This is a genomic window from Shimia sp. (genome assembly GCF_965227725.1).
GTDB lineage: Bacteria > Pseudomonadota > Alphaproteobacteria > Rhodobacterales > Rhodobacteraceae > Shimia.
On the sequence record NZ_CBDDGH010000006.1, the window covers coordinates 703942 to 725250 of the forward strand.

Here is a 21309-nt window from a genome sequence, read left to right on the forward strand (position 1 = left end):
TTATCCCAACGGGTCAAAACCATATTCGCTCAGCTGCGCCATCAACAATCCAGCCTCATCAAGGATTGAATTATTTGGACTTGCGGTGAAGTTACCAAGGCTCAGCTGTTCGGCCTGAAGGCCGGTAAATGTGGTGACGTTCCCGCCATTGTTGAGCACTTCAATCTGCAAATTTCCGTCCACTTCGCTGATGTCGACCTGATCTCCGCTGAGAGATTTGAAATCAAACATATCCTCATCGGGATTGAAGCCATCAATTGTGGTGCGCGCACCCCAGTTCCAATCAATGTCAACAACATCGACGCCTTCTCCAAGGGTCACCACACCGCTGGGCCCCACGCCTGACCCTGCGCCATCGGAAGTGTCATCAGGATTGCCGCCGGTTTCGGTTGCACCGCCATCCCCTTCTGCACCATCAGGATTACCCGCGCTGCCCGTCAAGTCGCCCGTGCGGGTCTGATAGCCATCTGTGGTGGCCCCAAGAGGGGCCTCCGGCGTCAGAAGAACCGTACGATCGACAAGCGTGACATCATTCTGATCAAAGCCAAACGGCGTTTCCAGATTGTCCTCCATCACCTGATCGAAGTGGAACTCGACCAAGCCCGGGATCAGATCAGCCTTGCTCACCCCCGTGAAGGTAAAGCTTTGCCCGCTCGGCAGAGAGGAGATCATCAAACCCGCTTCGGTATCCTCAACGCTCAAACGTTCCCGGGTGCCGAAGTATAGGAAGCTGATTTTCATTGAGGTGGGATCAAAGTTGTCGATCACCTCTGCTCTGCCGTATTCGTGACTACGGATGTAGACTGTGTCCGCCTCGCGGGGGCCAATGCCCTGCTCCCAGGAAATCACACCGCCCATATCCTGCCGAAAATGCTCGTTCCCGACGATGCCGAAGCTCTCGATGCTGACATCCTGATAGGTGACACCCTGAACAATCTGGGCGGCATCCGACCAAGGGCTGTCGATGACAATTTCGCCCGACAGAGATTTGGTCACGATCATGCCGTGGACCGACGTGCCGCCAAAATCGATCTGATCGACGGAGGCATCAAACCCGACGATGTCATCTGCGTTGCTGTCAGCCCGAAAGATCCGTCCGCCCGTATCTGTGCTACCCGTGACTTCTGCTGGATTAGAGCCGTCGGCATCATAGCTGAGTGTGTAACCACCCGTATTTGGCGTGGAAATCTGGGTGCCGATGGCACTGGCGATTTCGTTAAGCACACCCTGATTGCCCGCTGAAAAATTGGCAATGGAGAGATCGTCCAACCCAATGCCGGTCAGAATGGTCTGTGTTGTCACGCCGTTTTGGGTGATCGCAACCCGCACGGTCTGGCCCAGTGCATCGCCGGATTCCTCAAAAATCTCAAAATCTGCGGCGGTCACATCCGCACTGATTTCGATCACATCCCCCATATTGGGCAGGAAGCCATCAATCACGCGCGCGGGGCTGTCATAGCTGATCGTGACATGCATATGGGTGTGCCCAGCGCCGCCATCATGGCCGTCGCCATGCCCGTCGCTTCCATCGCCCTCACCTCCATGACCGTCATCTCCGTGGCCGCCATTGCCGTGGCTGGTGTCCCCATCCCCGGTATCTGAGCCACTGTCGTGCCCATCGCCTTGCCCGACAATCGTGGCAAGCTCCGCCCGCGCGGTCGCATCAAGCGCGTGAATATTGCTCGTCATAAGCATATCCAGCGTGACACCCTGCAAATTCAGAGACTGCGCGTTGGACGGCACCGCAATCACAACAGAGCCATTTTCTTCGGTGATCTCAAGCGCATCCGCACCGATCCAGTCAATGAAGATGGTATCGCTCTGAGGATCAAAATCCGTCACAACACGCGCCGTGCCGTAGGCCCAGGTGATCACGACATCCGCGTTTGTCTTGGTGATCGCCGGGTTGTCAAAGTCCTCGGCTGATCCGCTCGGCGTCGGTTCAGTCGTATTGCCCTCGCCTTGCCCGCTATCCGTTCCATCGTCACCGCTGCCGCTGTCCCCGGTGCCAGTGTCGGAGTCGTCGGTGCCGCCTCCGGTATCACCCCCATCGCTGGCACCACTGTCTGTGTCAGAACCGCTGCCTGTATCGGGATCGGTGCTGTCTCCCGTGTCGTCATCATCCCCAATGAGGCTCAGGATTTCCTGCGCCGCCGAGTTATCAAGAATGGTGAAATTGGCTGCGGACAAGTCCGCCAATGTGACGCCAACGAGCGTAAGCGATTGTTGATTGGAGGGCACGGAAAATACCACAGAGCCGTTGGTTTCGGTCACTTCAAGATCGCTTGCGGAGATCCAATCCACAAAGATTGTATCTGTGGTCGGATCAAAATCCGTGACCTGTGCGGCCACCCCATAGGTCCATGTCAGCACCACATTTGCGCTGTCTTTGTCGACGCCAGCAGTGCCGTTGCCAACCGGTGTACCTGAGGCTCCAGATCCGCCGTCACCGGAGCCGCTGTCAGTTTCCCCGCTGGAGTTGCCGCCGTCTGTTCCGCCGGTGCTTCCTCCAGGAGTCCCCAGCCCTTCGTCGCCGGTTTTGCGATCCTCAAAAAACGCAATCATATCTTCCACTGACGCCGCCTCATAACCGCCAAATAGGTCGATATATTGCAGGATCGACGTGCCATATTCGTCTGTGGAAACAGCTCCGTTTTGCAACAGATTCAGCGTGCCGTAAGCGCCCCGCAGATGGGCCGCGGCCAGAATGCCTGTCAACGTCAGCTCCACCGTGACGGTATTGCCGCTCCCATCCGTATAGGTCGTGGTCTGACCGAGAAAATCATCGAGACTCTGCCCCGCGTTTTCCAAGCCGTTGGTGATGATTTGAAGGTTGAGGCCAAACGCCTCCTGAATGGCGACGGTCTGCGCCTCTTTGGTCATGAACTCTTCAAGAGAGGACACGCCGTTTTTCCCCGTCCAACTTCCATCCCATGTGTTGGTAGAGGCGCCGTTGCCGTAGAACTGATCGTCGTCATAATAGCCCAGATCGATCAGAAGCGCTTCGCCAAATTGAAACCCGACAAAGCCAAGCGAATTGGTTGAGCGATAGGCCATCGCCTCCCATTCACTGTCGCTCAGGTCGCCCCAGCTGTTGTAAACTGGGAAGAAATCCGTAACCGGACCTCCGGCCCAAGTGTCCAATTGCCAATCCTGAATGACGCCGGTTTCATACCGATCCCGATCCCAGCCCGACTCAAACGCCAGAAGTGCCGATAGGAATTCGGAGAAAGTGCCGTTTGACATCAATTGTTTGCCCTTGTTTCAAGTTAGTCGTTCCGCGAGTGGTGGTCGCTTGGCTCAACTGAAACACAGATTTTATGTTGATGTACGGCCATTCCTTTTAGGAAATTCGCCATCGGCGGATTATCGCAACCCGTTGCTTTTAATGAGCAATATTCTGTCAGCTTTGGGCGTTTTTCCGGTCATGCGGCGATAGGCCTGCGTAAAACTGCTTTGATCCGAAAACCCGCAAAGATGCGCAGTTTCCGCCAAGGACAGATTTGGGTCACTCAGGAAGGCACGCGCCAGTTTCATCTGCGTGTTGGACACCAGATCGCGAAAGCTGGTGCCTTCCATCTGAAGGCGGCGATTGAGGGTGCGCTCAGACATCCCCAGCGCATCTGCCGTATCGCCAAGCTTGGGGCGACCGGATGCCATGCCATGCAACAGATGCCGTTCAACGGTTTCAGCCAGCGTTGCGGGATGGCGTGTATTGCGGCTGAGCAGCACTTCGCCGTAGCTGGTCAGATGCCCCAGCAGATGTTCATCAGCCCCGCGAATGGCTGTGTCCATAACTGAGAGAGGGAAGCGCAAATAGTTCTGATCCGCGCCCAGTTCGACCGGGCATCCATAGATCTCTGCCAGTTCCCGCCGGCCGTTTCGACGCGGATTGGCCAGACCAACCTGTATAGCCAGCCCCTCCGTGTCGGTGGCCGTGCGCAGCGCCCCCAGCATGGCGCCAAGCGAGAATTCGATCAGGTGGAGGTTCAGCAGAAGGTTCGGACCAACCCCGTCGACAATAAAATCGATATGGTCTTTGGTTTCCCGAAGCTCAATCCGTGCGCGCGGCCGGGTGATGGGCGTGAACCGCTGCACATGGTGGATCGCATCATGCAATGTGTGTGAATTGAACAGAATATATGTCAGCAGCGAGTTGTTGCGCGGATCAAGCGCGACCCCGATCTCAGCCCCAACGTAGGCGCTATTGAGACGGTCGGAAAAGAAATCCAGAAGCGCCGTTTCAGAGCCGCGCGGGATTGGGCCGCCAATGTCTTCCAGACTGCTGCGAGAAAGCCCCGCGGCGTCGAGCGCCTCCTGCCGGTGCTCGGAAAGATGTGGCAGCGCGAGAATGGATCGCACCCAGTGGTTGGGCACCACATCAAGGTTTTCAATACCGGGCATGGCACCCCGTACGGTAACCAGAGCTCAGAAAATGCATTTGCCTTCCGTCTTGTTGAGCGCCGTCCGAAAGGACGGATCCAATGTGCCTTTGGATCTCCGTATCACTTTGCAGCGAAGGCTGCCAATTTTCGGTGGTCCGGACACGTAGAAAGCTGAAAAAACGGCGATCGTGTTACCTGCAGCGCACAACAGATGGTTGAAATGTGGGTTTCTTATAGAGGGACAGCGCGGAAGACCTTTTCTGAAGTCTCTCGCGCCTTCTGAATTATTACGACATGCCGCGTGCCAATCGCCCTCGCTTGCGGTCAGCAGATTTGATCGTCGGTGGTAGATCTCTTGTCCCAATTGGGCTCACGCTCGCAAAACCGAGAATCCCTTTGCGGCGTTGTGGTTCTGTAGAGGCAGACTATCTAGATACGCTGCATGAGCACTCCTACTCTCAGCAAAGTCTCAGCTTGAAGCTCTAGACAGGCGACACGATCAGACATGTAGACGCATCAGACACTCAAAATTATTGGGTTCACCGATTGAGAACACCGCCTGTTTGACCACGGACATCAAAAACAACCTCTGGAAGAATTTTTTCGCATATTTATCAAGATCTTCCGCCAACAGACATAAACCCTAATTTCCCCTTAAATTCGCTAAATTCAGCCAAAACAGCTCCAGAAACACGGCATTTCTGCTCAAAATTTCATCCTTTGATTATCTAGTTATCAACGAACGCCATGCAAAAGCGGTCCCTGAACATGTACCAACGGGGAATCAAATGTTTGCTCGAAATCGAATTAGCATTTTAGGCATCGCTCTAAGCGCCATCGGCCTCCTGAGCGCGCTCTTCGTCTATACAACCAGCAGCATGCGGACCCAATCCGGCGAAGCGCTGCGCAACGCCTATGAGCAGCAATATACATCATACCTTCTTGCAGACGAATTGCGCCAGTCCAGCGATGACCTCACACGGCTCGCGCGGACCTATGTGGTAACCGCTGATCCAGCCTACGAAGCGCAATATATGGAGATTCTCGCCATTCGGAACGGGGAGAAAGAACGACCGTCGGATTATCATCGCATCTATTGGGATTTTGTGGCGGCGGGCCATCCAGTGCCCGCAGGCAGCGGTATTACGCGCTCCCTTGAAGACCTCATGAGAGACGCGGGCTTCACCGACGCCGAGTTCGAGCTTCTGGCGCAGGCCAAGGCAAATTCCGATGGGCTGGTCGCGCTGGAAGTCCGGGCGATGAATGCGGTGAAAGGGATTTATCAGGATAGCACCGGCGCCTATACCGTGAACGCCAAGCCAGATTTTGCACTCGCGCGTGACCTGATGCACTCCAAACAGTATCACCAGTATAAAGCAGACATCATGGCACCGCTGGACGAGTTCCTTGCGTCGCCAGAGCTGCGGATTTCAGGCCAGATTTCTGCTTTGACCGAAGAGTATAAGTCTGCGGAACAAGCTTCAAAAATCTCGGTCTTTGTGATCATCGCCGCGGTGCTGCTGATGGGTTTGATGGTTATGCTTGGTATGCTGCGCCCCCTTGGGCTGCTGACACGCACCATGCAGTCTCACTTCAAGGGTGAGGCCGTTGATGAGGTCCCCGGTGCGAAGCGCCAGGATGAGTTTGGCGAGCTTGCCCGCAGCTTGAATGTTGCGATCGAAGCAGCACGCAACAATGAGATGTTGAGCGCAGAGGTTCAGGAGATTGCTGAGCGCGCGCAGTTTGGTGATTTCTCCGGCCGCATTCAGACCAATGTATCTGGCGGTGAGGGCATCGTGGATGCCACCAACGGCTTGATGACCAAATTGGACAAAGCCTTCAGCGAGATTTCTACCATTCTGAAAAAGATCGCCACAGGCAATCTGGCCGAACCGGTCTCGACAGATCTCGAAGGTCGCTATTCAGAGCTTCTGTCCTATGCGGAAACTGCACGTTCGGAGTTGAAACAGATCGTGTCAAAGGCCCGCATGGGTGCGGATACGCTTGATGATCGCGCCTCTTATCTCTCCAAAATGATGGATGGCGTCTCACGGGCTGCAAATGACCACGCGGCATCTCTGGAGGAAGCCAATGCGGTGACCACATCGCTGACCGACTCTGTCCGCCAAACCTCGCAAAATGCGGAAAAGGTGCGGGAAGCCGCGCAAACAGCGGGCCAGAGCGCCAACAATGTGGCCGAAGAGTTTGACCGCGTGATGGACGCAATGAAATCCATTGCCGAGTCTTCGGTGGAAATCCTGCAGATCTCGGACCTGATCGACAGCATCGCCTTCCAAACCAACCTCTTGGCACTGAACGCCGGTGTGGAAGCGGCGCGTGCGGGGCAATCTGGCAGCGGTTTTGCGGTGGTTGCGACCGAAGTCAGGAGCCTTGCGCAGCATACTTCGGATGCTGCAACCAAGATCAGCGATCTGAGCAAAACCAGCAACGATCGCGTATCGGAAGGCAAAGGTCTGGCCGGTCGTGTTGATGAACTGATCAAGGCTGTGAAAACCGAGATGGACAACATCAACGAATTGATTTCGGCGGTCTCGGGCAGAACACAGGAGCAGTCTGTTCAGATGTCTGAGGTGTCGGCGTCCCTTTCCAACCTTGACCACAACACGCAGCAAAACGCGAGCCTGGTCTATGAATCTTCGCAGACAGCAAACTCGCTGACCAAGGATGCCAGCAAGCTGCGCGACACTGTTGCGACGTTTGATATCGGCAGCCAGCAAAACAGCACAGATATGCGCGATGATATGGCGGCGTAACGCCTTGCTTTAGGGACGGGGCAGCGAGCGGGAAAAGACTGCTGACTGCCCTGTTTCTCCGCCTTTCCAAACAAAACCTGTGGCGCTCGGTCCTGTGATCCAGCGCCACTCGACCACAGAGCCGATCCATAGACGGCTCAACGAGCGCCCGATAACCTCTTATACGATCAAATTCCGCAGGATCATGCGCGATCCTGACGGTGAGGTGCGGTGAATTTTGAAACTCCACATAGGCGTTGAGGCGAAGACCATTGGTGCTCCACACGCCTGCGGGGCTTTATTCTTGCCAAGCTCACAGAAATTTGATTGCATTGTTCAGTGAATTGCGCGCGGTGCTGCGGGCATTCTTTGGGAGGAAATTATGTTCAAATTTATTTTGGGGGCCGCCGCTGGCGTTGCCCTGACGGCTTCTGCGGTTGTGGCTCAGGAAAAGATGCGGATTTCGCTTCAGCTTCCGCTCAAAAGCCATCTGGGCCAAAACCTGCTTCTCTTCGAAAAGGAAGTAGAGGCCCGCACAGACGGTGCGATTGATGTGGAAATCTACGACAGCGCAACGCTTTATAAAGACAAAGAGGTGCCTGCGGCGGTCGGTTCGGGTGCCATTGAAGCGGGCGTCGCGTCTTTGACCCGCTATGTGGGCGATGCGCCGGTGGTGGATGTTTTCTACATGCCGTTCCTGCTGAACAATGAAGACAAGGTACGCGCGGCGGTCGCTGAAGGCTCCGAGGTGCGCGAGACCATTGAAGCCGAGATCGAAAAGACCGGTGGGCAGGTCCTTTACTGGCAAGCCTACGGCGGCGCGATCATGCTGTCCAACGGTGGCGCAATCCGCACCCCGGCAGACATGGAAGGCAAGAAGGTCCGCGTTTTTGGCAAAACCCTTGGTGACTTCGTGACAGCATCGGGCGGCGCGCCAACACTGATCTCCGGCTCAGAACAATATCTTGCCTATCAGCGCGGCACCGTTGATGTGGGCATGACCGGCGTATCCGGCGTGAAATCCCGCAAACTCTGGGAAGTGATGGACACCATCACTGTCACGAACCATGCCGACATCGAATTTGTTGTGGTGGTCAACAATGAGTGGTGGAACGGCCTAGCAGACGACATTCGCGGTCACATCACCGAGGCCGCAGCGGTCGCTCAGGCGAGTGTGCGCGACAAGATGGCGTCTATTGAGGCTGAGGCTTATGCCGCAGCAAAGGAAAACGGCATGAACATCGTTGAATTGACCGATGATGAGCTCGCGCAGTGGAAAGCCGTGGCACAGCCTGTTTATGACGCCTATCTCGCGGCGTCCGGTGAGGCCGGTCAAACCGTTCTCAACGCCGCTGGTAGCGACTAAGAAAAGGGTTCGGGCGGCGCTATATGAGGGCCGCCCGCTTCTGATTTCATGCATATCATTACGACTCTGTCGCGCTTCGCCGGATTGCTTGGCGCGTGCCTGATGGCCGCAACGGGCGCGATGCTGACCTATGAGGTCATCGCGCGGTATTTCTTTATCAAACCCACCATCTGGGCCGCAGAACTCAGCCAGCTCTGTCTGATCTGGGGCTGCTTGCTTTCGCTGGGATGGGTGCTCAGCATCCGTCGTCATATCACGGTAAATGCGATCACTGCGCTGCTGCCCCCTACCGCCCAGCGCATTTGCGTGGCGCTGTCTTTGGTGGTGCTCATTCTCTTTTCCGCCTGCGTCGCCTACTGGGGCTGGGGCATATTTCACGACAGTTGGGCGCGCGGCCGCACCACCGGATCACTCCTGAACCTGCCCAGCTGGATTGCGGAGCTTTCCGTTCCTGTCGGCTTTGGCTTGCTGACGGCTCAGGCCGTAGTAGAGCTGCTCTCTTTGCGCTTTCAGCATGTCGCCTCATTGGGAGCGAGCCACGAATGACCATTGTTCTGATCCTCGTCTGCCTGTTTGCCCTCTTGCTCATCGGTGTGCCTGTTGCCTTTGCGCTCGGAGGGCTTGGGCTTGGCATGTTGATGCTGGGTGGCTTCTCTCCACTGATGGCGCCGCAGGCTGTTCTTTCCACGCTGGATGGTTTTATCCTGCTGGCTGTTCCGCTGTTTCTCCTGATGTCCAACGTGCTGCTGAAAGGCGGTGTCGGGCGTGATCTCTTTGCCGCGGTGCAAGCTTGGGTGGGTCACTGGCCCGGCGGACTTGCGGTGGCCACGATCTTAAGCTGCGGACTCTTTGCAGCGATTTCCGGATCATCCGTTGCCACAGCAGCAACCATCGGCACTGTCGCAATTCCGGAAATGGTCAGCCGTGGCTATGACAAGCGTTTTGTCTACGGGCTGCTTGCAGCGGGCGGCACACTCGGCATTCTGATCCCCCCGTCCATCCCGATGATTGTGTTTGGCTTTGTCGCCGAAGAATCCGTCATCGCGCTGTTTTTGGCCGGGATTGGCCCCGGCCTGTTGCTGGTTGCGCTTTTTGTGGCTTTTGCCATGCTTTATGCCCGCCTTTCCCCCGCCTACACGCCGGTTGAGAAAGCGGACATGGCGCAGCGCTTGCAAAGCTCGGTCCGCGCCCTGCCTTCCTTTGCCCTCGCCCTGCTGATCGTTCTCGGGCTTTACTCCGGCGCATTCACCCCGACCGAGGCGGCGGCCGTTGGATTTGCTGCGGCAATCCTGATCACAGTCTTCTGGCTACGCACGCTCACCTGGGCAACCTTCTGGGAAGCGGTTCGGGAAAGCGCCATCACAACCACTGCTATCCTGCTGATCGTGGCCGGGGCGAAGGTGTTTGGCAAAGCCATCGCACTCTACCGTATCCCGCAGGATATTTCTGCCTTTATTGCCGCCAATATCGACGGGCCGCTTGTGTTCATTTTGCTGGTCTGTGTGGTCTTGCTGGTGATGGGGCTGGTGTTTGAAGCGCTGTCGATGATCCTGATCATGACGCCGGTGCTGCTCCCTGCTGCGATGAGCCTCGGTTTTGACCCGATCTGGTTTGGCATCTTCATGGTGATCATGGTCGAATGTGCGCTGATCACGCCACCGGTTGGCCTTAACCTCTATGTCATCCAAGCGGTTGCGCGGGTCTCGCTTGGGGAGGTTGCGCGCGGCGTCTGGCCGTTCCTCGCGCTGATGCTGCTGTCTGTTGCAATTCTCTACATCGTGCCAGATCTGGCGCTCTACATTCCTTTCAAATGGTGACCTCTCTATGACCCAAGCCGCAAAGCTCCGAGCGCTTCTAGCCGAAGACCGATGCCACATCATGCCCTGTTGTTTTGACGCTTTATCCGCAAAGCTGATTGCGCAAGAGGGCTATGATTTGACGTTCATGTCCGGCTTCGCCACATCAGCCAGCCGCATCGGCGAGCCGGATCTTGGCCTTATGAGCTATGGCGAAGTGGTCGATCAGGCGCGCAATATTGCGGATGCGGTCAACATTCCCCTGATCGGCGACGGCGATACCGGCTATGGCAACGCGATGAACGTGAAACGCACCGTGAAAGGCTTTGCCCGCGCAGGCTGTGCGGCAGTGATGATTGAAGATCAACTGGCCCCCAAACGCTGTGGGCACACGCCCGGCAAAGCGGTGGTGGGACGTGGCGAAGCCTTTGATCGCATCCGCGCTGCGGTCGATGCCCGTGAAGAGCTCCGCTCGCAAGGAAGCGACATCCTTATTCTGGCACGCACGGACGCGCGCCACGAACATGGCCTGCCAGAAGCGCTTGCACGCGCAGAGGAATTTGCCAAGTTGGGCGCCGATATTCTCTTTGTAGAAGCACCGCGCAGTGAAGCGGAAATGCGGGAAATCTGCGCCATTTCTTCGCTGCCCCATATGGCCAATATCGTTGAAGGTGGCGAAACACCTGATCTGCCCAACGAAGCCCTGCAAGACATCGGCTATTCCATCGCCGCCTACCCGCTCTCACTCATGGCAAGCGCCATGCAGGCCATGGTGAGCTGCCTGCAGGCTATGCGAGAAGACCGCCGCCCGGGTCTGATGACATTCAGCGAACTCCGCGAACGGATTGGGTTTGAGGACTACTATGTGGCTTCCGCACGCTATGCGTCTTCTGCGCGCGAGACATGATGTTTGCGCGTGTCATGTGTGCTCCGTTTCTGTCGGAACGGAGCCGCACATGTTGAAAAACGCTTTGATCCAAGCATGCTGAAACTTCTTCAAGGTCACGGAGCCGAAAAACTTTGCGTTTCCCCGTAGGTGGCCTTTCGCTCACCGATCAACCTCATTCAGCGACCAGTCGTAAGCGTAGCGCCTCACACCATTGCGCACAGAGATTGCCGCTGCCCGTTCTGGATCTGCCACCTTTTGCAGGCGATCCAAGACCTCTCTTTCGTTTGCGCCGAAGTCTTCCTGAAACCAGATGTAGATTTTGGAAAGCGTTAAAGCGCCGTTCGGGCCAACCTGCACACCGCGGTCGTCGTTGACATAGGCGCGCTCTGCTGCCTCCAGATCACGCTCAAGCGTGGCGGCACGCCAGGCGCGGTTCATCAAATTCGGACATCCAACAGCGGCGCAGTTCAATGCGTAGTGGATGCGTGGTTCTTTAAAGATCGGGCGGATGATACGATGCTCGATATCATTGAGGGTCAGTACCTGCCCGTCAACCGTTGTGACCGGACGGTCCCATGGCCCAAAAGACAAGGCCCCGTCGGTGATGTCACGAATGGACGTGACCGGATAATGTTGCAGGATCACCTCCACAGTTTCCGCGTTGTAGAGGTTGATCCAGAAGGCCAGCTGCTGCTCTCGCGTCAGAGCCTCAACCTCGGTCTGCTCGAGGCCCGCAAGGTAACCCTGCAGTTTCTGGCGGTCGACATCGGTAACCTCGTCGTAGGCCACGCGATTGATGCCTTGCGCATCGTGACGGACATATGTTCCCAGAAAGCCATCCCAAGCGGTATGATCGACGCGCGCGCGTGTTGTGTCTTCAGCCACTGCAAAGCTCGGCGACAGGAGTGTCGGCTTTGGCAGGGCCACACGCTCTATGCTGGCGCAGGCACCCAGCAGCATAAGTAATGGGAGAAGTAGGTAGCGCATCATGTGGAATGCTCCCGTTGACCGGCGGCTTTGGCGCGTTGCCGGCCTTTCATGTTTTTGAATTTTGGCACCTCGGGGCGTGCCTCTACCGGATTTTCAGTGAGCTCACCGGTGGCCGCGCTCCACCACAGCTTTTGTGTGCCATGCTCAAGCGCCACAGGGGCAAAGAGCTGAGCATCCCTTTCGGCATTGAACACGCACATGGACACAGGCCCCTGACTTGTGGCGACCATGAACACGCAGGAGGCGCAACGCTCAGGCTCCAGCGCTTTGGCATCCATGAAAGAATGCAGCACGACACTCATCCTCGAAGGCACGCGGCGGCTGGACAACAGCCCCGATCTGAGGCGCCACAAAACTTTCAGGAGTGTTTTGCCCGCATGTAGGATCAGGCCGGGATCATGGAGCGGGGCCTTGCGCCAGTTTTTGCGTGAATTGGCCACGGCGTGTTCATCGGTGTCTGCGGCTTCCAGCGCGCTGATGGCGCGTTTGACCAGTTGCGTGTCTGAAAGGATCGAGACGGCGGTGTCACCTGCGATGGCCAGATGATCATAGCGGCTGCAGCCAGAATGGCCGATCCCGATCTTTGAGGGGAAGGCCACGCCAAAGCCTTTGCCAATCTGCTTTGACAGCACATCTTGGGTCAGCCACGTGCGACGCTTATCTTCCGTGCCGCGCCCTGTGTCCGCCTGCATCTGAAAAGACACCAACGCCAAATGCCTGGATTGTCCTTTAAAGAACGCACAAAGCGCAGGTATTTCAGCAAGATTTCCCTCATAAACCGTTGTGTTAAAGAGAATGCGCAGACCGAGCCCCTGCGCCCTTGCGATATATTTCTCCCGGATTTTGTTCAGCGCAATTTCGCTGTCATACCCCTGACGTTCCTGTGTCAGATCGACGTGAAAGGCCACATCGTTCAGTCCCGCCGCAGCCAAGCGCTTAAGACGCGGGCGGGTGGCGCGAATGCCATTTGTCATCAGGCAGGACCGCATGTTCAGACGCTTGATCTCTTTGCAAATGGCTTCGATATCTTCGATAGCGCGCAAAGTGGGGTCGCCCCCCGTGATCTGTATATTGGTGCCTTCCCCATATTGCGCATGAACCATCGCAATGCGCTGGAAGAGGATCACCAGAGGGACATCACGGGCTTGCTCCGCATGTTCTGACAGGTAGCAAAGCGTACAGTCCAGATTGCATTTCTGGGTGATTTCCAAGGCGACACAGGCGACCGGATAAAAACGCCCCGCTGTTTGAAGCGCACCGTATTGCCCGGCGGCCTGCAACCCCTCCCGAAGCGGTTTGCGAGCGTCTTTTGGTTTGGGTGATGTTTGCATTCTGTCCAGAGCCCCGTGGCGTGCAATCTCCTGAAGCTTAGAGCTGCGGACTCTGCTGAGATAGCCTGCCTCACGGAGAGTTCAGGTCAGTTGTATGCGCTTGCCGGTGGGTGGAAGCTGTGCGGAGGATGGAAAGCGAGCTGTGGAAAGCACTTGCACTATCGCGCGGCCCAAAGGCCCCGTAAGGGGCGGTATACAGGCGCATCTTGTTTTGCGGTCTCGCACCTAAAATGCGCCTGCACCCCGGTTTATTTGAAGCGCCCGGCCTTCTGCAGGACTTCAATCTTATAGCCGTCCGGATCGGTGGCGAAGAAGAACCGCGCCACCAGTTCGCCATCAGGTGCGAATTCGACGAGCTCACCAACATCGATCCCCTTTGCGATCATAGTTTTGTGATAGGCGGCGACATCTTCCACGACAAAAGCCAAATGCGCGTAGCCATCGCCAAGCTCATAAGGTGTGGTCCGGTCCTTGTTGAGCGTCAGCTCCAGCTCAAACCCGCTCTCTCTGTTTGCGAGATACGTGAGGCGAAAGCTCTCGAAATCGAGCTGATCAACAATGTCCAGATCAAAGGCGGATTTGTACCACGCAATCGACCTGTCATCCTCCAGAACCCGGATACAGGAGTGAACCATTTTTGCCATGAAAGATACCTTTCGCTTCAGCGACCGATGCGGTCTTTGACGTCTGCTGCGAAGTCTTCGTAGCGACGCAGCGACTGAACGTCGACTTGAACGTGGTGGCCCATCTTTTGCATGATCGGCAGATCAAAAAGGATCTGATCAAGCGCATCTGGCGTGTCGACATCAACAATCGCCAGCACTTTGCGCTCTCCGACCACTTTCCACAGGTCTTTCACGACGCCCGCCGATTTGGCACCAAGCGCGGCTTCAGCCTCTTCTGCCCAGACACCCAACAGGCCCTGCTGCTGCAAAGTGGCGTCATACTCCACCGTGAAGTCCAGTCGATACAGCATCCTTTACCTCCCGCTGATGGCCGTGCCGAGCGCCGGGAAACGCACGATGCGATAGGTGCCGATCGAGGCGTCTTCGCCACCGTTGAGAACCGGTGAGCGGTGCAATTCGTTGATGGTGGCATAGACATAGCCGTCGACACCCATCGAAAAGCCATCCGGCCAGGGCAGGTCTTCGTCGGATTGGAACAGCACTTCATAGGTGCCATCGGGCTTTGTGACGCCAAGAGCGTTGTCTGTCATCGCCGTGATGTAGACATTCCCATCCGCATCCACGGTAGACCCATCCGAGATAACCTTGTCTCCGTACCTCTCGACGCGGGCTGCGAGGTCGTCATCGCTCAGGCTCGCATCAAGCAGATCGGTTGTCCGCACACGGTACATGGAGGACGCGGTCATCGGCGCAAAGTAGACCCAGGTGTTGGTCGGATCGATGGTGATAGGGTTGATGCCGATCTTGGCGGGGTTGCCGCCCAGCTTGATCTCGCGACCGTCGATGATCATCGGCATATTTTCCGGCACGGTGAAAGCGCTGCCTTCCAGCACGCGCCGGGCACGCCCGGTGTGCATGTCGATCACAATCACCGCAGAATTCGCGCCGTCACCCGTATCGGAGATGTAAATCGCGCCATGCTCCCGGTCGATGGCGAGATCGTTGAGGAATGATGTCGGCCGCGCGGCGGGCTGCCCGACATAGTAGATCGCATGCAGCTCCTCGGTCTTGGTGTTCCAGCCAACAACACGACCGGTTTGCCCCTCGCCCTGGCCATCAAGCATCCAGAGAATGCCTTCGCGATCCGCGCGCAGTCCCAAAACGCCCCGCAAGCCGTCGCCATCCTCTTCAGGAGCGCGGGCCCAGGTTTCGGTTGGGTAGGGCTTTGTGCTGCCATCCGGCATGACCTCAACAACGCGCAGTTCCGGGCCGTAAAACTCGTGCACTGACATGAACATCCGGCCGTCCGGCCCAATCGCCAGATTGCCCGGTGGCATCTCCTTGGGAAACTCCAGATAGGTTTCCAGCCCTGCCGCGGCGAGCGGGCTTGATAAAATGACGACCACGCTGGCGGCACTCAACAGATGTTTCATTTTCTCTCCTCCATAGCTTTGACATTGGAGTAGCGCAATCGAATAAATCAGATAAATATGCTATAATCTGAAACTAGCGTTTGAAGATTTCGAATGTACTCCATTGACGATCTCAAGACCTTTGTGGCCATCGCTGATGCAAACGGGGTCACAGCCGGTGCGCGGCGGGTTGGCATATCGCCCGCCACCGCCAGCCATCGGCTCAATAAACTTGAGGCCGCGCTCAAGCTGACGCTGTTTCACCGTAACAGCCGCATGCTGAAACTGACTGACGAAGGACAGATCTTCTTTGATCGCACAGAGGCCATCCTCGCAGATCTGGCGCAGGCGGAGCGCGATGCGGGCAGCGGCTCAGCCGAGCTGACCGGCCATATCCGCGTTACGATGTCGCCGTGGATACTATCCCGTTTCATTCTGCCCGCGCTGCCGACTTTTCAACGGGAACATCCCAAATTGACTTTTGATTTTCTCGCGGTGGATCGTTTTGTGGCGCTTTCTGCAGAGGGGCAGGACTGTGCGGTGCGGGTCGGGGATTTGTCTGATAGCTCGCTGATTGCCCGCAAGCTCAGCGACAACCATCGCATCATCTGCGCTTCACCTGAGTTCCTAGCGCAGCATGGAACACCGCAGAATATTGAGGCGACCGTAGATCTGCCTTGGGTCTGTCTGCCCTGGCAGACGCGGATCGCTTTCAAGGATGCAAAAGGCAAACGGAAAGATGCAACGGTGCGGAGCAGTATGCTAGTCTCCAATTCGGACACACTAACAGAAGCTGTCTCACAAGGCCTTGGTCTTGCAATAAAATCCCGCTTGGCCGTTCAGAATGAATTTGCGGAAGGACGTTTGGTAGAGGTCTCGCCAGGCTCGCTCTGGAAACCAGATGCCCCGATCTGGTTCGTCTACCCGCCAGAGGCCCGATCTGCCTCAAAAACGGATGCCTTTGGCAAATTTGTTTCGAGCTGCTTTGGGTAAACTGAGCTCTAGTGCACACGAAATGACAGTTTGTAACGCGGCCCCAACCGATCTCCCCCTAATCTCGATAAAGTGGCAGTGCCTTCGCAAACGCTGCAATTAACCGACAACCCCCGCCAAACACGCTACCCAACGCAAACCATTTCATATGGTTGAAACTTTCGTTCCAACCTTTAGTGGCAGAACCAGCGCTCGGTGTTGGTATTATTTGCGCCGGGGAGACGGAACTGGAAGGACAAGCGACGTGGCTATAACCCTAGGTGAATATCTGATCAAACTGCTGGAGCGTTTTGACGTGGACCATGTCTTTGGTATCCCCGGCGTCCATACAGCAGAGCTCTATCGCGGCCTGACCAAAAGTTCGATCAAACATGTGACTCCCCGCCACGAACAAGGCGCCAGCTTTGCCGCAGATGGCTATGCTCGGATGAGCGGTAAGCCCGGTGTATGCCTGTTGATCACCGGCCCGGGCCTGACCAATGCGATCACCGGTATCGGTCAGGCCTATGCGGATTCCATTCCCATGCTGGTGCTGTCTGGCGTCAATGCGACACGTGATCTGGGCCATGGCAACGGGCGTCTGCATGAGCTGCCTAACCAGCAAGCGCTGATGTCGCAGGTCACGGAGTTCTCTCATACTTTGACCTGTGCGGATGACATCCTGTCTGTGCTTGAGCGCGCCTATGCCGTCTTTGAAAGCGCCCGTCCCCGCCCGGTACACATTGAGATCCCACTTGACCTGATGGGTGCCGATGCAAGCCATTTGCCCCTGCCTGCGCCGCGCACACCAAATGTACCACCCTATATTGCCCCATCGCAGGCGCAAAAATGTGCAGAGATGTGCAACGCCGCACAGCAACCCATCATCCTTGCCGGGGGTGGCGCAATTCGTGCAGCGGACGCCCTGCAGCGCCTAGCAGAACGTCTGAATGCGCCCGTAGTCACCACCACAGGCGCGCGCGGTGTGCTGGGGAAGGATCACCCTCTAGCGCTCAACGCCTCCCCTTCCATGGAAGCCGTGCGAGAGCTTGTGGCGCAGGCTGACCTCACCATTGCGGTGGGAACCGAACTTGGGCAGACGGATTATGATGTCTATGCCAAAGGCCCGTTTGTTCCGGGTGGCAAGCTGATGCGGATCGACATTGATGCCAAACAACTCAAACGCAATATTCCAGCTGATCTTGAAATCTTGTCGGATGCCAGTGCCGCATTGAATGAGATCGCTGACCGGCTGCCTGACACCCCCAGAGCCAATCCTCTGGCGGTGCAGATTGAAACGGTGCGCACGGCTGTAGAGCAGGGATTGTCGCCGCTTTATGCCGATGTTTCGCGCAGTTTTGGACGCCTCTGGGACGCCCTTCCCGATGCAGTGTTTGTGGGAGATTCAACGCAGCCTGTCTATGCCGGCAATGATCTTCTGCCGATCCCGGCCAGCGGGCGCTGGTTCAATTCTGCCACCGGATTTGGCACGCTGGGCTACGCCCTGCCCGCGGCAATCGGAGCCAAAATCGCGGCCGGTGACCGCCCGGTGGTGGCCATAGCCGGTGACGGCGGCGCGCAGTTCACACTGACGGAAATGGCCATGTCCGTCGAAGCCGGCATCCCGATCTCGATGATCCTCTGGGACAATGCCTGCTATCTGGAAATCAGCAACTTCATGAATGACATCAATGTCGGCCCCATCGCCGTAGATCTGAAGTCGCCCGATTTTGCGGCGATTGGCAAAGCCTACGGTTGGAACGTCATACGTGTGCGCTCCGAAGCGGAGATGATTGAAGCGATTGCCAACACCGAAAAAACACAGCAGAGCACTCTGATCCTGGGCGTTGAGGATCTTTTTGACGCAGGAGCACGCGCATGACAGCCCCATTTACCCTAAGTGACTGGACCACAAAAGCCGCCGCCCTCACGCCTGATGGGCGGGGCCTGATTGATGGTCAGCGGGTTGATGCGCTGTCTGGCGAGGTGTTTGCCTCACACAGCCCGATGGATGGCCGCCAGCTGGCGCAGATCGCGCGGATGGGAGATGCAGATGTTGAACGCGCCGTGCAGGCCGCACGTCGCAGTTTTGACAGTGGTGTCTGGGCGGATCGTCCCCCTGCCGAGCGCAAGCGGGTCTTGCAGAACTTCGCGCTGCTGATTGAACAGCACGGTGAAGAGCTTTCGCTCCTGGAAACGCTCGATATGGGCAAGATGATCTCTGACAGTGTGGATATTGATCTGCCGGCGGTCGTGGATTGTGTCAGCTGGTTCGCGGAAAGCATCGACAAGGTCTATGACGAGGTCGCGCCAACGGCAAAAGACGTGGTTGCTCTTGTCACCCGCGAAGCGCTGGGAGTGGTGGCGGCTGTTGTGCCATGGAATTTCCCGATGCTCATGGCCATGTGGAAAGTTGCCCCTGCTTTGGCCACCGGCAATTCGGTGGTGCTGAAACCGGCAGAGCAATCTTCGCTCACCGCGCTAAGGCTGGCAGATCTCGCGCTTGCGGCGGGCTTACCGCCAGGTGTGTTCAACGTTGTCACTGGCATGGGGCCCGAAGTTGGCCGTGCGCTTGGGCTGCATATGGATGTTGACGGGCTGTTTTTCACAGGCTCCACACGTGTTGGCCGGATTTTCAGCGAACATGCCGCGCAGTCCAATCTGAAGAAAGTCGGGCTGGAACTGGGCGGAAAAAGCCCCAACCTGATCTTGTCGAGCTGTCACGATGTGGCCCATGCCGCCCGTGTCTCTGCTGAGGCGGCCTTCTTCAATCAGGGTGAGATGTGCACCTGCCCGAGCCGATTGATTGTGGAGCGCAGCGTGCGTGACGAGGTTGTTGAAACCCTGAAGGCCGTGGCCGCCGAGTTTATCCCGGGCAACCCTCTGGACCCGAACACAACCATGGGCGCCTTGGTCGATGAGACACATGCCGCACGGGTCATGGGCTTTGTGGACACCGCCCATCAGGATGGCGCACGTGTGATCGCTGGTGGGGAGCGCAAGTCTCCTGTCGCTGGGGGTAGCTATGTAGCCCCGACGATCTTTGACGATGTCACCAACGACATGCGCATCGCGCAGGAAGAGATTTTTGGGCCAATGCTCTCTGTCATCACGGTTGATGATGTGTCTGAGGCGGTGCGTGTCGCCAATGATACGGTCTATGGGCTCGCCTCTGCCGTCTGGACTGATGATCTGTCCGTGGCACATCAGGTTTCCAAACAGATTCGTGCCGGTCTGGTTTATGTGAACTGCTATGATTGCGACGACATGACCACACCATTTGGCGGGTTCAAACAATCCGGCTCCGGGCGAGATAAATCCCTGCACGCACTCGATAAATACACGGAACTCAAGACCACATGGATTCAACTGTCTCCCGGGCGCGCGGGCTGATGGAGACGTCTTTTCTGGACGCTCTGCGCGCGGCGCTCCCCGCTGCTGCGCTCACCATCAGCGACACGAAGACAGCCTATGAAACCGACTGGCTGAACGAATTTCCCGGTCGTGCTTTGGCCGTTGTTCGCCCGCAAACCACTCAAGAAGTCAGCACTGCCATCAAGCTTTGTGCCCAACACGGCGTGGCGGCGATCCCACAGGGTGGCAATACCGGCCTTGTGGGCGGTGCCGCGCCAGCTACAGAAACACCAGCGGTGATCCTGCAACTGGGTCGGATGAACCGTATCCGCCACCTTGATACCAATGCGGCTGTTGTGGAGGCCGGTTGCGTGCTGTCCGCGCTGCAAGACGCGGCGCAAGAGGCAGACCGTTTGTTCCCCATGTCGCTGGGCTCCGAAGGCACAGCGCAAATCGGCGGCCTGCTCAGCACCAATGCCGGCGGCATCATGGCGCTACGCTATGGGGTGATGCGCGATCTGGTGCTTGGGCTCGAAGTTGTGCTTCCGGATGGCACAATCTGGAGTGATTTGAGCACTTTGCGCAAACGCAACGTGGGACTAGACCCGAAACACCTGTTTATCGGGTCTGAAGGCACCATGGGCATCATCACGGCAGCGTCCCTGCGTTTGGTTGCACGCCCCAAAGCAAGGGTCGCGGCCCTGCTGGCTCTGCAAGATCTGTCTCATGCGCCCCTGCTCTGCAATCTGGCGCAAGGCCTGTCTGGAGGCAGCCTTGATGCCTGTGAGCTGATCCCGCGTCAGGGTGTGGCCTTTGCGGTGGAACATGTCAGCAGCGTCAAACCACCGCTGGATCCGATGCCGGAGTGGTCCATTCTTCTGGAGCTGAGCGGCGAAACCGCAGAGACACTGGAAACCCAGATGATGCAGATCTTTGAAGCCGCTCTTGAACAGGGTCTGGCGCATGATGGCGTGCTGGCCACCAGCGAAAACCAGCGGGCGGCGTTCTGGTTGCTGCGCGAAGCCATTGTGGAGGGCCAGCGTCTGGCCGGGCCGCAACTCAAACATGACGTTGCTGTGCCTGTGCCAAGCGTGCCTGATTTCATCAGCCGCGCGCAGGCGCTGGTGCTGGAGATAGAGCCTGCCGCCAAAGTCTCCGCATTTGGGCATCTGGGGGATGGCAACATCCACTTTAACCTGACACTGCCACCGGAGGCTGATCGCACAACCCTGGAATACAGCGTCTATAAGCTCGCTCTCGAACTGGGCGGCACTCTAAGTGCTGAACACGGCTTGGGACGCAAGAAAGCCAAGCTGGCGCGTGACCTTGGTGCTGGGCATGGCTTTCCGATTGATCTGAAATCGCTGATTGATCCTCAAGCAACCTTAAATCCCGGATGTCTGGACGGACTGCGCGGGTAAACCCCGCGCAGAGC

Annotated in this window: 16 protein-coding genes; 9 read left to right on the forward strand and 7 right to left on the reverse strand. The window is 57.0% G+C overall.

Features of this window, described 5'->3' with window-relative positions; all coding sequences use genetic code 11:
• The gene (locus ACO07T_RS20970) at positions 1-3246 is read right to left on the reverse strand and encodes a hypothetical protein (protein WP_422051010.1); all 3246 of its coding nucleotides are present in this window, start codon (positions 3244-3246) and stop codon (positions 1-3) included.
• 120 nt (positions 3247-3366) lie between these two features.
• On the reverse strand, positions 3367-4404 hold the full coding sequence (locus ACO07T_RS20975; RefSeq protein ID WP_422051011.1) for an AraC family transcriptional regulator ligand-binding domain-containing protein: 1038 nt from the start codon (positions 4402-4404) through the stop codon (positions 3367-3369).
• Between the two features lie 859 nt (positions 4405-5263).
• Here ACO07T_RS20975 and ACO07T_RS20980 point away from each other — a divergent pair.
• The 5 genes from ACO07T_RS20980 to ACO07T_RS21000 all read left to right on the forward strand — a co-directional run bounded on the left by ACO07T_RS20980 (position 5264) and on the right by ACO07T_RS21000 (position 11207).
• On the forward strand, positions 5264-7159 hold the full coding sequence (locus ACO07T_RS20980; protein ID WP_422051012.1) for a methyl-accepting chemotaxis protein: 1896 nt from the start codon (positions 5264-5266) through the stop codon (positions 7157-7159).
• Between the two features lie 361 nt (positions 7160-7520).
• Positions 7521-8504 (forward strand): TRAP transporter substrate-binding protein DctP, encoded by a 984-nt coding sequence (dctP, locus tag ACO07T_RS20985; RefSeq protein ID WP_422051013.1) that lies wholly within the window; start codon positions 7521-7523, stop codon positions 8502-8504.
• Positions 8505-8552: 48 nt separating this feature from the next.
• Complete coding sequence (locus ACO07T_RS20990; protein ID WP_422051014.1) at positions 8553-9050, forward strand: TRAP transporter small permease; 498 nt, start codon at positions 8553-8555, stop codon at positions 9048-9050.
• Entirely contained in the window at positions 9047-10321 is a 1275-nt protein-coding gene (locus tag ACO07T_RS20995; protein WP_422051015.1) for a TRAP transporter large permease, read from the forward strand. Before ACO07T_RS20990 ends, ACO07T_RS20995 begins: the two co-directional genes overlap by 4 nt.
• Before the next feature lie 7 nt (positions 10322-10328).
• On the forward strand, positions 10329-11207 hold the full coding sequence (locus ACO07T_RS21000; protein WP_422051016.1) for an isocitrate lyase/PEP mutase family protein: 879 nt from the start codon (positions 10329-10331) through the stop codon (positions 11205-11207).
• A gap of 141 nt (positions 11208-11348) precedes the next feature.
• Here ACO07T_RS21000 and ACO07T_RS21005 read toward each other — a convergent pair whose 3' ends face one another.
• From ACO07T_RS21005 to ACO07T_RS21025, 5 genes are all read right to left on the reverse strand, one after another.
• Complete coding sequence (locus ACO07T_RS21005; RefSeq protein ID WP_422051017.1) at positions 11349-12179, reverse strand: DUF547 domain-containing protein; 831 nt, start codon at positions 12177-12179, stop codon at positions 11349-11351.
• Positions 12176-13510, reverse strand: coding sequence for a radical SAM protein (locus ACO07T_RS21010; protein ID WP_422051018.1), 1335 nt, complete (start codon positions 13508-13510; stop codon positions 12176-12178). The genes ACO07T_RS21005 and ACO07T_RS21010 overlap by 4 nt, the downstream gene beginning before the upstream one ends.
• Before the next feature lie 248 nt (positions 13511-13758).
• Positions 13759-14154: a VOC family protein gene (locus ACO07T_RS21015; protein ID WP_422051019.1), complete on the reverse strand. Its 396-nt coding sequence runs from the start codon at positions 14152-14154 to the stop codon at positions 13759-13761.
• 17 nt (positions 14155-14171) lie between these two features.
• The gene (locus ACO07T_RS21020) at positions 14172-14486 is read right to left on the reverse strand and encodes a muconolactone Delta-isomerase family protein (protein WP_209065408.1); all 315 of its coding nucleotides are present in this window, start codon (positions 14484-14486) and stop codon (positions 14172-14174) included.
• A gap of 3 nt (positions 14487-14489) precedes the next feature.
• Positions 14490-15569, reverse strand: a complete 1080-nt coding sequence (locus ACO07T_RS21025) for an SMP-30/gluconolactonase/LRE family protein (protein WP_422051020.1) — start codon at positions 15567-15569, stop codon at positions 14490-14492.
• 93 nt (positions 15570-15662) lie between these two features.
• Here ACO07T_RS21025 and ACO07T_RS21030 point away from each other — a divergent pair, with 93 nt between their 5' ends.
• From ACO07T_RS21030 to ACO07T_RS21045, 4 genes are all read left to right on the forward strand, one after another.
• Positions 15663-16541: a LysR family transcriptional regulator gene (locus tag ACO07T_RS21030; RefSeq protein ID WP_422051021.1), complete on the forward strand. Its 879-nt coding sequence runs from the start codon at positions 15663-15665 to the stop codon at positions 16539-16541.
• Between the two features lie 244 nt (positions 16542-16785).
• Complete coding sequence (locus tag ACO07T_RS21035; RefSeq protein ID WP_422051022.1) at positions 16786-18402, forward strand: 5-guanidino-2-oxopentanoate decarboxylase; 1617 nt, start codon at positions 16786-16788, stop codon at positions 18400-18402.
• Positions 18399-19913 carry an aldehyde dehydrogenase gene (locus tag ACO07T_RS21040; protein WP_422051023.1) on the forward strand — a complete coding sequence of 505 codons (1515 nt, stop codon included), beginning with the start codon at positions 18399-18401 and terminating at the stop codon, positions 19911-19913. The genes ACO07T_RS21035 and ACO07T_RS21040 overlap by 4 nt, the downstream gene beginning before the upstream one ends.
• A complete protein-coding gene (locus ACO07T_RS21045) occupies positions 19913-21295 on the forward strand; it encodes an FAD-binding oxidoreductase (RefSeq protein ID WP_422051024.1) in 1383 nt (460 codons plus the stop codon). Before ACO07T_RS21040 ends, ACO07T_RS21045 begins: the two co-directional genes overlap by 1 nt.
• Positions 21296-21309: the final 14 nt, after the last annotated feature.